The 13,692-nt window shown below is 66.8% G+C and carries 10 protein-coding genes; all 10 read right to left on the bottom strand.

Features of this window, described 5'->3' with window-relative positions:
• Positions 1–1,167 carry a cell division protein FtsZ gene (ftsZ, locus tag IV501_RS08955; protein ID WP_200556390.1) on the bottom strand — a complete coding sequence of 389 codons (1,167 nt, stop codon included), beginning with the start codon at positions 1,165–1,167 and terminating at the stop codon, positions 1–3.
• Positions 1,168–1,311: 144 nt separating this feature from the next.
• A complete protein-coding gene (locus IV501_RS08950; RefSeq protein WP_234698474.1) occupies positions 1,312–2,391 on the bottom strand; it encodes a cell division protein FtsQ/DivIB in 1,080 nt (359 codons plus the stop codon).
• Between the two features lie 13 nt (positions 2,392–2,404).
• Positions 2,405–3,823 carry a UDP-N-acetylmuramate--L-alanine ligase gene (gene murC, locus IV501_RS08945; RefSeq protein ID WP_200556389.1) on the bottom strand — a complete coding sequence of 473 codons (1,419 nt, stop codon included), beginning with the start codon at positions 3,821–3,823 and terminating at the stop codon, positions 2,405–2,407.
• 5 nt (positions 3,824–3,828) lie between these two features.
• Complete coding sequence (locus IV501_RS08940) at positions 3,829–4,926, bottom strand: UDP-N-acetylglucosamine--N-acetylmuramyl-(pentapeptide) pyrophosphoryl-undecaprenol N-acetylglucosamine transferase (protein WP_200556388.1); 1,098 nt, start codon at positions 4,924–4,926, stop codon at positions 3,829–3,831.
• Positions 4,923–6,122 (bottom strand): putative lipid II flippase FtsW, encoded by a 1,200-nt coding sequence (ftsW, locus tag IV501_RS08935; RefSeq protein ID WP_307812249.1) that lies wholly within the window; start codon positions 6,120–6,122, stop codon positions 4,923–4,925. Before ftsW ends, IV501_RS08940 begins: the two co-directional genes overlap by 4 nt.
• 76 nt (positions 6,123–6,198) lie before the next feature.
• Positions 6,199–7,740, bottom strand: coding sequence for a UDP-N-acetylmuramoyl-L-alanine--D-glutamate ligase (gene murD, locus IV501_RS08930; protein ID WP_200556386.1), 1,542 nt, complete (start codon positions 7,738–7,740; stop codon positions 6,199–6,201).
• Positions 7,741–7,753: 13 nt separating this feature from the next.
• A complete protein-coding gene (gene mraY / locus IV501_RS08925; RefSeq protein ID WP_200556385.1) occupies positions 7,754–8,857 on the bottom strand; it encodes a phospho-N-acetylmuramoyl-pentapeptide-transferase in 1,104 nt (367 codons plus the stop codon).
• Entirely contained in the window at positions 8,854–10,269 is a 1,416-nt protein-coding gene (locus IV501_RS08920; RefSeq protein WP_200556383.1) for a UDP-N-acetylmuramoyl-tripeptide--D-alanyl-D-alanine ligase, read from the bottom strand. The genes mraY and IV501_RS08920 overlap by 4 nt, the downstream gene beginning before the upstream one ends.
• Positions 10,266–11,855, bottom strand: coding sequence for a Mur ligase family protein (locus IV501_RS08915; protein ID WP_200556381.1), 1,590 nt, complete (start codon positions 11,853–11,855; stop codon positions 10,266–10,268). The genes IV501_RS08920 and IV501_RS08915 overlap by 4 nt, the downstream gene beginning before the upstream one ends.
• Before the next feature lie 14 nt (positions 11,856–11,869).
• Positions 11,870–13,636 carry a peptidoglycan D,D-transpeptidase FtsI family protein gene (locus IV501_RS08910; RefSeq protein WP_200556379.1) on the bottom strand — a complete coding sequence of 589 codons (1,767 nt, stop codon included), beginning with the start codon at positions 13,634–13,636 and terminating at the stop codon, positions 11,870–11,872.
• Between the last annotated feature and the right edge of the window lie 56 nt (positions 13,637–13,692).

Raw genomic sequence — 13,692 nt, 5'->3', positions numbered from 1 at the left:
CTACTTCAGGAAGTCGGGGATGTCCAGGTCGTCATCCGCGTCTTCGAATACCGGGTCGCGAGGTGCAGCGGGAGCCGTGGGCTCCGGCGTCCAGGCGGGAACGGAGGCTTCAACCGGAGCCGCAACCTCGCCGGTAGAACCGGAGGCTGCGATCGCTCCGGCCGCGGCGGGCGCAGCGTCGACGAAGTTCGAGCGGTGACCGGGCTTCTTGACGATCGGCTCGCCGCCGTCGAATCCGGCCGCGATAACCGTGACGCGCACCTCGTCACCGAGGGTGTCGTCGATGACGGCACCGAAGATGATGTTGGCCTCGGGGTGGACCGCTTCCTGCACCAGGCGCGCGGCATCGTTGATCTCGAAGATGCCGAGGTTCGATCCGCCCTGGATGGAGAGCAGGACACCGTGCGCTCCGTCGATGGATGCCTCCAAGAGCGGACTCGCGACCGCCAACTCCGCGGCCTTGATGGCCCGGTCGGCGCCGCGGCTGGAGCCGATGCCCATGAGGGCGGATCCCGCCCCCTGCATCACCGACTTGACGTCGGCGAAGTCGAGGTTGATCAGGCCGGGCGTCGTGATCAGATCGGTGATGCCCTGAACACCGGCGAGCAGCACCTGGTCGGCGGTCGCGAAGGCCTCGAGGAAGCTGATGCCGCGGTCGCTGATCTCCAGCAGGCGGTCGTTCGGCACCACGATGAGGGTGTCGACCTCGTTCTTGAGTGCCGAGATGCCGGTCTCGGCCTGCGCGGCGCGGCGCTTGCCCTCGAAACCGAAGGGGCGGGTGACGACACCGATGGTGAGCGCGCCGATCGACTTGGCGATGCGAGCCACGACGGGAGCGCCACCGGTTCCGGTGCCGCCTCCCTCTCCGGCGGTGACGAAGACCATGTCGGCACCGGCGAGGGCTTCTTCGATCTCCTCCGCATGATCCTCGGCCGCGCGACGCCCGACCTCGGGGTCTGCACCGGCACCGAGGCCGCGGGTGATCTCACGACCGACGTCGAGCTTGACGTCGGCGTCGCTCATCAACAGTGCCTGTGCATCCGTATTGATGGCGATGAACTCGACGCCGCGAAGGCCGAGCTCGATCATGCGGTTGACCGCGTTTACTCCACCGCCGCCTATGCCGACGACCTTGATCACGGCTAGGTAGTTCTGGTTCGATGTCACGTTCGGCCTCCGCTTGAAACTTTCAACCTCTACTTGAAGATTAAAGTTCTGCTCAGTATAGGTTTGGTGTTTCGAAGGTATGGGCCGGTGACCGACACGGGCGCGAGGCGCTCCCGCGTGTCGCAAACCGCGGCGCGAATTCGTTCAGTTTGCGAAGGTGGGGATGGTCGGCGCGCTCACATCGAAGCGCGTCGCCTGCGGCTCGTTGGAAAGCAGGATCGCCAGGATGCGCGCCTTCTTCGCCGAGTCCTCCGCACTCCCCCAGACCACCGTCGGGCCGGCGGTCAAGACGAAGCTCACGTTATCGAGAGAGAGCGCGGTGACCGTGTCGACCTTGGTGAGTAGATCTGCCGGCAGCGCCAACAACACCTGCGCAGCGGCGTTGAAGGCCATGCTCGAGGTGGATGCCGTGCCGAGCGCGATCAGCGGGAGCCCCGCAGGGCGCTCATCGCTCCTCGTAATCACCACGCCGGCCGCGTCCACTACCTCGAAACCAGTGGCGGTCTCGATGGCCGCGATCGGCGCGCGCTCGGAGATACGGATGACGAGAGTGTCGGGCGGGACAGACTCGGTCACGTAGCTGCGGATGAGCGGAAACTTCGACAGGTCCTTCTTGATGGCATCGAAGTCGACGAGAGCGAGCGGCGTTCCCAGCTGTCCGTCGACTGCCTTCAACACCTCCGCCTTGTCGACGCGGGACGTGCCGGTGACCGTGATGGTCTTGAGCGAGAGCACGGGCGAGTAGACGGCGCCCGTGACCAGGGCGCCGACGGCAACGAAGGAGAGCAGCACGACCAGCCAGGTGATGCGGCGTCGGCGGGAGCGGCGGGTGAACCGCTTGACCTCCGAGCGCTCGAAACGCCGACGCGCCGCCGCTGCCTTGCGCAGCGCGCGGGCAGACTGCTTCTCCTCGGCGCGCGCGTCAGCACGAGCGGCAGTGGCAGTGGCAGCGCTGGCTACTGTGCTGGTCTCGGTACTGGCTGCGGCGATGGGCCCAGCCTTGTCACTTCCAGAGTTGTCATCTCTAGCCTTGTCAGCCCCGGCCGCTCGCAGCGCAGCGATGGCGATGGGGCGACGCGCGTTGCGGGCCGCTGGCTTCGGGGGTGTGACCGCCGCATCGACCCCCACGGTCTCCCCCTGCCCCCGCGCGCCGCGCCGGGACTTCGCGGGAGAGGCCGGCTCCGCCGGTTCGGGTCGCTGGTCGAATCCCTCGGGGCGTTTCATCGGGCGACAACCGTCACGAAGTCAGACCACTCTGGTCGCGCTGGTGCTCCTCGAGTGAGGCGAGCAGTTCGGGAATGATGCGGTAGATGTCGCCGCCACCCATCGGGATGACGAAGTCGCCAGGCCGTGCGATGGACGCCGCGTAGTCTGCCGCGGCCTCCCAGTCGTCGATGACCCGCACGCGGGACGGATCGGAGAAGCGTTCAGCGATCAGTTCGCCGGTGACACCGAAAATCGGATCCTGACGCGCTCCGTAGATCGGCACGATGATGGTCAGGTCGGCGAGCGACTCGAGCACCGTCGCAAACTCCGCCGCCATGTCGCGGGTGCGAGTGTAGAGGTGGGGTTGGAAGATCGGGATGAGGCGCCCTGCCCCGACAACCCCGCGCGCGCCGGACAGCGCAGCCCGCAGTTCGGTCGGGTGGTGGGCGAAGTCGTCGTAGACGCTCACCCCGCCGACTTGGCCACGAAACTCGAACCGGCGCTCCGCACCATCGAAAAGCGCGATGGCATCCAGCGCCGACTGAGGCTCGAAGCCGAGACCGACCAGCACACCGAAGGCGCCGGCGGCATTGATCGCGTTGTGCAGGCCCGCGACGCGAAGCGTGGTGCGGTAGTCCTCGCCCCGGTAGCGGAGCGCGAAGGAGACCGTCGTGCCGGATTCCACCGAGTGGAGCCGGACATCCGCCGCCTGGTCCTGCCCGAACGTCGTGATCTCGCGATCGACCAGGCGGCCAGTGACTGCCACGGCACGTTCGTCGTCGCTCGAGATCACCACCCGCTCGCTGGCCCTGGCCGCGAAGGTGACGAACGCATCTTCGAAGGCCTCCTCCGAACCGAAGTGGTCGAGGTGATCCGGGTCGACGTTGGTGATCAGCGAGATCGCGGTGTCGTAGAGCAGGAACGAGCCGTCGGACTCATCGGCCTCGACGACGAACACGTCGCCCGCTCCTGGCGCGGCCGAGACCCCGAGCGAACGGATGACTCCCCCGTTGACGAAGCTCGGATCGGCGCCGAGCGCGAGCAACGCCGTCACGATCATCGCCGTCGACGTGGTCTTGCCGTGCGCTCCGGCAACGGCGACGAGACGGTGCTCGCGGGTCAGCCAGGCAAGCGCCTGGGCGCGGTGGATGATCGGGATGCCGCGCTCTCTGGCCGCGAGAAACTCCGGGTTGTCTTCGGCGATCGCACCCGTCACCACCAGCGTGTCGGCGGCGCCGATGTTCTCTGCCGCGTGACCGATGGCGATCGCCACGCCCCGTGCTCGAAGCGCCTCGACCGTGTCGGTGGCACGCATGTCGGAGCCGGTGACGGTGAGGCCCGCCGCCACGAACATCTGGGCGATTCCGCTCATGCCCGCGCCGCCGATTCCGACGAAGTGGACAGTGCCGAGGCTTTCGGGGACGGGCTGGGAGAAGTCAGACTTGATCATCGCACCTACCGTACCCGGCGAGCCGAGGGCGGAAGCGCGATCGCCTCCGCGATCAGATCGACCATGCGATCCGAGCCGTCGAGCACGCCCACGGAGAGCGCCCGCGCTGCCATCGCGGCGACGGCTGCGCGGTCTTCGAGCAACGGCACCAGCGAATGGTCGACCCAGGCGGGAGTGAAGTCGGCGTTCGCCACAACGATGGCGCCGCCGGCATCCACCGAGTCCTGGGCATTGAGCCGCTGCTCGCCGTTGCCGATGGGCAGCGGCACGTAGGCCGCGGGCACGCCAAGCGCGCTGAACTCGCTCACGGTCGCCGCGCCCGCCCGTGCCACGGCGAAATCCGCGGCGGCGAGAGCGAGGTCCATGCGATCGGAGTACTGCAGAATCTGGTAGCCGACGAGGTCGGAGTTCAGTCGCTCCCAGCGCGCGCCGGCGATATGGAGGATCTGCCAGCCCGCCCCGAGTACAGACGCCGCGGCCTTCCAGATCGTTTCGTTGATCGCCATGGCACCCTGCGATCCACCGGTGATGAGCAGCACGGGTTTGCGGGGATCGAGTCCGAAAGCGCGGATCGCCTCGGTGCGAGACGCCGCGCGATCCAGCTCTTCGATCTCGCGCCGCAGCGGCATGCCGACCAGGCGCGAATGCAGCAGGCGGGTTCGGCGAAACGCGGTTCCCACGTGTGTGGTCAAGACAGCACCGAGTCGGTTCGCAATGCCAGGGCGGGTATTCGCTTCGTGCACCACCAGCGGGATCTTCTCGCGCCAGGCCGCGACATAGGCCGGGCCCGACACGTAGCCCCCGAAGCCGACAAGCGCGTCGATCTTGCGCTCGACGATGATCCGACGGATGTCCGCGACGCTGTCCCGAAATGCGCGCGGAAATCTGAGCGCCGCCGCATTCGGCCGACGGGGAAACACCACGCGTGCGATCGTCACCAATTCGTAGCCGCGCTGCGGAACTAGTCTCGCCTCGAGGCCCTCGAGGGTGCCGAGCACGAGCACCTCGGAGTCGGGGTGCACGGCACTCAGTCGATCCGCCACGGCCAGCAGCGGATTGACGTGGCCGGCCGTACCACCGCCCGCGAGCAGGTAGCGAGTCATCTCTGTTGTCCAGATGGGCGACGCCCAGACGGGCGACTGTCAGACGGCCGACGGGCGCCAACGGCCACTGCCGGAGCGGTCTGTCGCTCCGGCGCGTACCGGGCGAAGGAGAGCACGATCCCGATCGCAATGAGCGTGGTGACCAACGACGAGCCTCCCGCGGAGATCAGGGGAAGGGGAACGCCGAGCACCGGCAAGATGCCGAGCACCACCGCGATGTTGATGAATGCCTGCCCGATGATCCACACCATGACCGCGCTCACAGCGACCTTGGCGAAGGGGTCGCGGTTGGCGCGGATGATCCGGACGAAGCCGATCGCGAGCACGATGAACAGGGCCAGCACCAGGATCGCGCCGAGCAGGCCGAGCTCCTCGCCGATCACCGCGAAAATGAAGTCGTTGTCTGCCTCGGGAATCCACGACCACTTCAGCTTGGAGTTGCCGAGACCCACCCCGAAAAAGCCGCCGGATGCCAGTGCCCACCAGCCGTGGACGGTCTGCCAGCAGGCCTGGGCCGCGTCCGACTTGCACCCGTTGAGGAACTGACCGATGCGGTCCTGCCGGGAGCCCGTGGCGAAGGCGGCAATCAGACCGAGGAAACCGAGCACGATCACCGGTGCAGCGAGAAAGCGCAGTTTGATACCGGCGAAGAACAGTGCGCCGAACACGATGGCGGCGAGGATGATCACGGTGCCGAGGTCGCCACCGAGCAGCACCAGACCGATTGCGGCGCCCGCGACCGGAACCAGCGGAACGATGAGTTCACGCCAGTTGTCGAAGCTGTCCCGCTTTTTTGCGAGCGTCAGCGAGATCCAGACCACCAGCGCCACCTTGATCAGCTCGGAGGGCTGAGCGGTGAAGCTACCGATGTGGATCCAGTTGCGGTTACCGCCGACAGCGAAGCCGATGCCAGGCATGAACACGAGGAGTTGGAGTCCGATCGCGGCGATCATGATGATCCCGGCCCACTTCTTCCAGAAGACCGCGGAGCGCCGAGCCGCGAACAGCATCAGTGGGATGCCGACGAGGGCGAAGGATCCCTGACGGAGAAATCCTCCGAACGAACCGCCGGTTGCGGTCAACGACTCCACCGCCGACGACGACAGCACCATGATGAGGCCGAAGACCACCAGGAACAGCGTGGCGCCGAGAACGAGGAAGTAGTTTCCCGTTTCCGCGGCGAAGATCTTCTTCACCCGAACGATGGCGGCCGGGCCGCTGGACGGCTGCCGGCCGGGCTCCGATCGAGGCGCGGGCTGCGATCGAGGCGGCTCAGGCGTCCGTCGGGGGCGCGGAATGCTCGTCGTCATCCGTGGTTCCTCCCGTTGCCGTGCCTGCTGTTCCGAGCCGTCTGACCGCCTCGGCGAATCGCACACCGCGATCGGCGTAGTCGGTGAATTGATCCATGGATGCCGCCGCCGGGGCGAGAAGTACCGTGTCGCCGGCCCGCGCAACCCGCGCAGCCAGCCGCACGGCGCTCGGCATCACCTCTTCAGTGTCAGTGGTGGCGACCTCGAACACGGGGAGTTCGGGCGCGTGTCGCGTGAACGCTTCGATCACCGGTTGACGGTCGGTGCCGATCACCACGGCGGCCCGCAGTCTGCGCACGTTCGCGGCGACGAGAGCGTCGACATCCACCCCCTTGAACAGCCCGCCGACGACCCAGACGATCGACGGGAAGGCCGACAGCGCCGCCTGCGCCGCGTGCGGGTTGGTTGCCTTGGAATCGTCGACCCAGCGGATGCCGTCTGCCTCGACGATGGTCTCGGTGCGGTGCGCGTCGAGCCGGAAGGCTGCAAGTGCGGCGCGGATCTGTTCGATGGTGACCCCGGCCGAACGCGCGAGCGCCGCGGCCGCCAGCACGTTGGCCGTCATATGTGGAGAGGCCAGGCCCGACGCCACGAGGTCGTGAACGGTCGTTATCTCCAGCGCCGTGTGGTGGCGGTCATCGTGGAACGCCCGGTCGATCAGGATGCCGTCGATGATGCCGAGGTCGCTGGGACCGGGGGCCCCGAGGCCGAAACCGACCGCGCGGCATCCCTCCACCACCTCGGCGTCTTCGACCAGCTCCCGCGTGGCCTCGTCGGCCAGGTTGTAGAGGCAGATCGCCTGGGCGTTCTGGTAGACCTTGCCCTTGGCCGCACGGTAGGCCTCCGCGGAGCCGTGCCAGTCGAGGTGATCTTCAGCGATATTCAGGCAGACGGCCGACCAGGCGGACATGCTGTCGAGGTAGTGCAGCTGAAAGCTGGAGAGTTCGACCACCAGCACGTCCCAACCGAGCGGATCGCGGATGGCGTCGAGCACGGGCACGCCGACGTTGCCGCAGGCGACCACACGTCCGCCAGCCTCGGCGATCATCGCCGTGGTCAGCTGGGTGGTCGTGGTCTTGCCGTTGGTCCCCGTGATGGCGATCCACTCGGCGGGCTTACCGGTTTCGGGGTTCGTCACCTTGTCGCGCAGCCGCCACGCCAACTCGACGTCACCCCAGAGCGGAGCGCCGGTCGACTCCGCGGCGACGACCAGCGGATGATCCGGCCGGAAGCCCGGCGACACCACGACGAGTTCCGGCTCGAAGTCGACGAGCTCGCGCTCGAGGTCGGACTGCACCCAGCGCACACCGAGCACATCGAGAATGCGCGTGAACTCGACATCCGCACGCTCGGCGATCACGAGCACCTCCGCACCAAGCTCTGCGAGCGTGTCGGCCACGGAGAACCCGGTGACCCCGAGGCCGAGAACCGCGACCCGGAGGCCACGCCATTCGGCGTTCCAGCTCACGAGTTGCGCCACCGCTGCAGGGGTTCGTCTGGTCATACGAGTTCGCTGGTCATTTGATGCGATACAGCCATTCGAGGTAGAAGGTGCCCACCCCGGCCGCCACGAAGAGGCCGGAGATGATCCAGAAGCGCACGACGATCGTGACTTCCGCCCACCCCTTCATCTCGAAGTGATGGTGCAGCGGGCTCGCACGCCAGATGCGTTTACCGCGCGTCGATTTGAAGTAGATGCGTTGGATGATCACCTGGCCGGTGATGACCAGGAACAGGCCGCCGATCAAAACCAGGAGGAGTTCGGTACGCGACAGGATCGCCAGAGCGGCGAGTGCGCCACCGAGGCCGAATGAACCGGTGTCGCCCATGGTGATCTGCGCGGGTGAGGTGTTCCACCAGAGGAATCCGATGAGCGCTCCGACGATCGACGCGGCGATCACCGCGAGGTCGAGCGGACGCGACACGGTGTAGCACTTGAACAGGTTCTCGGCCGGCGTCGTGAGGCTGTAGCAGGACTGCTGTGCCTGCCAGAAGCAGATGATCACGTAGGAGCCGATGGCGAAGATCGACGATCCTGCGGCGAGACCATCCAGGCCATCGGTGAGGTTCACCGCGTTGGAGACGCTGGTGGTGATCAGGATGACCCAGATCACGAAGATGATTCCGCCGACGGTGGCGCCGAAGGCCACGCGCGGATCGATCGGCAACTCGCGAACAAACGAGAGCGCGGTCGAGGCCGGCGTGTGACCGAACGAGTCACGATAGGTGAGCGACAGCACGCCGAAGATGATCGAGACGATCACGGCCCCGACGATCTTCCAGACTCCCGGGAGACCCAGGCTGTTCTGCCTGCTCACCTTGAGGAAGTCGTCGAGGAAACCGACGGCGGCGAGGCCGCCCATCATGCCAATGACGAGGAGCGCCGAGCCCGAGATCGGGTCGCCGCCGACCCAGTGGCCGACGAAGTAGCCGATCACCGCGGCGAGGATGAAAATGATGCCGCCCATAGACGGTGTTCCGCGCTTGACGATGTGCGTTGTCGGGGTGTCCGCACGATAGAACTGCCCGAGCTTCAAGCGGCGGAATGCCTTCGCGAACACCGGGGTGAGAAACAGGGTGAAGACCATCGACACGCTCGCGGCGGTCAGTACTCCGATCATGCTTGCACCTCGCCCAGCCGGTCACCGAGGAAGCGCAGGCCCGCCGCGTTGGACGACTTGACCAGCACGACATCCCCCGCTCGAAGGCGAGAGTTCACCAGGTCGTACGCCTCATCTGCGGTCTCGACCAGCACGGATTCACCGTCCCATGAACCCTCGAGCCCCGCAGCGTTGTGGATGTGGCGGGCGCGATGCCCGACGACGATCAGCTGTTGCACGTTGAGGCGAACTGCGAGTCGACCGATGCGGTCGTGCTCGTCGTCCGCGTAGTCGCCGAGGTTGTTCATCTCGCCGAGGATCGCGACGGACCGTTGGCCGGGCTCGATGATCTGTGCGAGCGTCTTGAGGGCAGCCGCCATGGAGTCCGGGCTGGCGTTGTATGCGTCGTTGATGACGGTGACGCCGTCGGCGCGGGTGAGGATCTCCATGCGCCACCGTTCCGCACGCTCGACACCTTCGAGGGCGCTTATGGCCTCGGTAATGTCGACGCCGAGTTCGCGAGCGACCGCGAGGGCTGCGAGGGCATTCATCACGTGGTGTTCGCCCAGGATGCGCAGGTTCACGGGAAGGCGCAGGCCGTCCACGAGCAGCGTGAACGACGTTCCTGCACTGGTCGCGCGCAGGTCGTCGGCAGAGAGATCAGCCTCTGGGTCGAGTCCGAACCAGACCGGGCGGGCCGCAGTGAGCACTGCCATCGCGGCAACACGCTCGTCGTCTCGATTGAGCACGGCCACGGCATCCGCGGGCAGCTGCGTGACGATCTCCGACTTCGCGCGCTGGGTGGCCTCGATACCGCCGAACTCGCCGGCGTGGGCGAGACCGACCTTGAGCACAACCGAGATGTCGGGAACGACGATGCCGATCAGGCGCGCGATGTCGCCGATTCCGCTCGCCCCCATCTCGACGACCAAGAAGCGCGTCTTTTCGTCGATCCGGAGCATCGTGTACGGCGCGCCGACCTGGTTGTTGTACGAACCCTGGGGCGCAACGGTCGGCCCCTGCGCCGACAGGATCGCGCGCAGCATGTTCTTGGTCGTCGTCTTGCCGTTCGACCCGGTGATACCGACGACACGGAGGGTTCCCGCTGCGCGTACCTCGGCGACGACAGCGCGAGCGAGCGCCGCCAGAGCATAGAGCGTGTCGGCGACGACGATCTGGGGCACCGGCAGCGCGAGCCGCTCCTCGGTGAAGACGAGCACGGCGCCATTCGCGACCGCAGCCTCGGCGAAGAGGCCACCGTTCGTGTTTTCGCCTCGCATCGCGAAGAAGAGTGCGCCGGGCACGACGAGACGGGAGTCGGTCTCGACCGGTCCGTCGACCGTGTGCGTTGGATCGGCGAGAGCCGCGTCATCCGGAGCGATCAGTGCGCCGTCGACGGCCGCGGCCAACTGCGCGAGCGTCAGGGCCATCACCGGGAATCGGCCTGCCGTGGATCGGCCTGGCGACCGGCGGATTCGTTCGACTCCCACCCTGCCTCGACGAGGGCGTCGCGTGCCTCTTGGCGAGCCGAGTATGGCGTGCGTTCGCCGCGGATGTCGCGGTAGTCCTGATGTCCGGGGCCGGCCCAGAGGATCGCGTCGCCCTCCTGCGCCAGCGCGATCGCCGCGCGGATCGCCTTTTCGGGCGGGCTCACCTCGTGCAGCTCGGCCTGGTGCTCGGCGAGCTGTGCTCCCTCGACCAGGGTGGCCCGAATCGACTCCGGGTTCTCGAACCGCGGGTGGTGGTCGGTGATGACCAGGATGTCGGAACCCTCCGAGGCGACCCGGGCCATTTCGTGCCGTTTGGTCGCGTCTCGGTCACCGTCGGCACCGAAGACCATGATCACGCGCCCCGGCGTGACCTTGCGCACGGCGGCGAGCGTATTGAGGAAGGCGTCGGGGCTGTGGCCGAAGTCGACGTACACGGCGGGTGAATGCTCACCGGAGACCAGTTCGGTCCGTCCGGGGAGGTAGGCATCGATGCCGTCTTTCAGCGCGTGACCGATCGCCTCCAGCTCGAAGCCGGCCTCGACCAGCATCACGATGGCGAGTGCAGCGTTCGCGGCCATATGCCAGCCGATCAGCGGAACGGTGGTCTCGAGCGAACGTCCCTCCGGTCCGGTGAGACGGAAGCGGGTGAAGGAGGACTGCTCCTCGAGGATCTCCGCGTTCCACTCCCCCACGACGCCCGGCGTGGCCGACACGGTGGTGACGGGGATGCGCGAACGCTCGACGACCTTCTCGCCCCACGGTGAATCGAGGGAGACCACACCGCGCTTGCCGCGCTCGGGGTCGAAGAAGGCGACCTTCGCCTCGAAGTACTCGTTCATGTCGGCGTAGTCGTCGAGGTGGTCGTGGCTGAGGTTCGTGAACGCCACCACGTCGAAGACCAGGCCGTCGACCCGGTTCTGCGAGAGGGCCTGAGCACTCACCTCGACGGCGACAGCGCGCACCTCGCTCTCGCGCATTCGGGCGAGGAGGGCGTGCATCTCACTGGCCTCGGGCGTGGTCAGGCGGCTCACGACGGTGAGATCACCGATGTGGCGCTCCGCCGTCGAGCTGAGCCCGGTGACCAGGCCGAGTTGCTTGAGGATCGCCTCGACGACATACGACACCGAGGTCTTGCCGTTGGTGCCCGTGACGCCGAGCAGGAGGGGCGGATGTTCGCCAGTGCGGTAGACCCAGGCCGAGACGTCACCGAGTGCCGCCCGAGGCGACTCGACCACGACGATCGGCAGGCCGCTGTCGGAGGCGAGGTCGACGCCCTCGGCGTCGGTGAGCACCGCGACGGCACCGCTGTCGGCGGCATCCTTCGCGTACTGGGCACCGTGGCTGTTCACGCCGCGGATACCGACGTACAGGTCACCGGGCTGAACCTCGGTCGAACGCAGGGTCACGCCGGTCAGCTCGACACCGTCGAGCGAGCCGACAGACTCGAGGTCGAACTCGGTGACAAGTCCTGCGAGGGGCCTGGCCAGCGGATGCTCCGGCCTGAGAACCGGGGGGATCCGTGCGGTCACGGCAGCTCCATTTCTTACCAGGTCGTCGCCGGATACGTGGATGGTGTCGTCGACGGGGGGACTCGGTACTTTGTGAGCACCTCAGTCATGATCTTCTTGAACGTCGGCGCCGCGGCGGCCGAAGTCTTCATAGTAGTCGGCTTGGTGTAGGTCACGAGCACGATGTACTGGGGGTCCTCGGCCGGGGCGATACCCATGAATGACACGATGCGGTCGCCGCCATACCCACCCGTTGGACGCGCAACTTCGGCCGTTCCGCTCTTGCCCGCGACACGATAACCGGGGATCGAGGCGAGGGACGAGAGGTCGCCGCCCGCGACGACGCTCTCGAGCATGTTGACCACGGTCTTGGAGGTCTGCTCTGACACCACGCGGGTGCCCGTCGTCGAGGGGACATCGGTCACGGTGCCATCCGGTGCTGTACAGCCCTCGACCAGTTTGAGCGGCACGCGCACGCCGCCGTTCGCCAGACCCTGGTAGGCGTCGACCAGCTGCATCGCGGTCACCGCGATGCCCTGGCCGTAGGCGATGTCGTACTTGGAGCTGTCGCTCCACGGCAGCGGCGTGATCGCGTACGGCGATTCGCCCTGGAAGTTGACGGCGGTCGGCGTGCCGAAGCCGTACTTCTGCAGGTAGGCGAACCGGGTCTTCTGAGACGCCTTCACCGCGAGCTGCGAGATGCCCACGTTCGACGACTGCTCGAGCACGCCGGTGAGCGTGAGCTTCTCGTCCGCGTGCGGCGTCGCATCACTGATGGTGTGACCCTCGGGCGAGGTCCACTTCGATGGAACGTCGACACCCGTGGTGGGAGTGGCTGCCCCGGAGTCGATGAGCATCGACGCGGTGAGCCCCTTCATCGTCGACCCGGGCTCGTAGTAGTCCGAGAAGGCCTTCGAGCCCAGGTATTCGGGGTGGTCCTTCGCCGTCGCGTTGACGTCGTTGGGGTCGACCGAGGGCCAGTCCGCGACTCCCATCAGCGCGGCATCCTTCACCCGCACCGTGATCGCGGTCGCGGACACCGCTCCGATGGCCTGCGCCTGCTGGGAGATCGCCTGCTGCATGAACCAGTTGAGGTCGCGGTCAATGGTGAGCTTCACCGTGCCGCCCGGCTTCGCCGTCGTGCTGGTGACGGTGCTGCCGGGAATCTGCACGCCATCGGCACCGCGCTCGTAGGTAGAGCTACCGTCGGTGCTCTTCAGACACTTTTGCTCGACGGTCTCGATGCCGTTCTGCGGGCCATCCGTGCCGACGAAGCCGGCGATGTTGCCGGCGACCTGTCCGTTCGGATAGATGCGCACCGGGTGGTTGACCGGCACGATGCCCGGAATGCCGAGCTTCTGGATCGCCCGGAGCGTCGCGGTGTCGACTGTCTTGGCCACCATGGTGTAGTTGGATTTCGGATCCTTCGTCATCGCCGAGAACACCGCGGCGGGATCCTGCTTGGTGATGGCGGCGATCTCGTTCGCCTGCTGTTGCACCGACACGCTGGTGCGGCTTCCGTCTGTGTTCTTGCGTTCGAACGACTTGATGTTCACCGGCGCCATGGTGATGTCGAAGCGGGTCACCGAGGTCGCGAGCTCCACTCCATTGGCATCGACGATGTCACCCCGCGGCGCGTAGGTCTTCATCGCCACGGCGCGCTTGTCATACGACTGCTTGTTCAGCTCGTCGGCCTGGACCACCTGGATATCGACCAGGCGGAAGACGAAGACACCCACGACGAGGATGACGACGGCGACCGCCAGAGTGAGTCGCCGGCGGGTACTGCGAGTCGCGTTCACCTGTCCCCCTTCGTGGCCGGGCGCGTGCCGGTTCGGTGCATTCCGTGCTGTGGCGC

The organism is Lacisediminihabitans changchengi (assembly GCF_016634425.1).
Lineage (GTDB): Bacteria > Actinomycetota > Actinomycetes > Actinomycetales > Microbacteriaceae > Lacisediminihabitans > Lacisediminihabitans changchengi.
The sequence above is the reverse complement of the archived record's forward strand: the minus strand, read 5'-3'. Positions and strand labels throughout refer to the sequence as shown.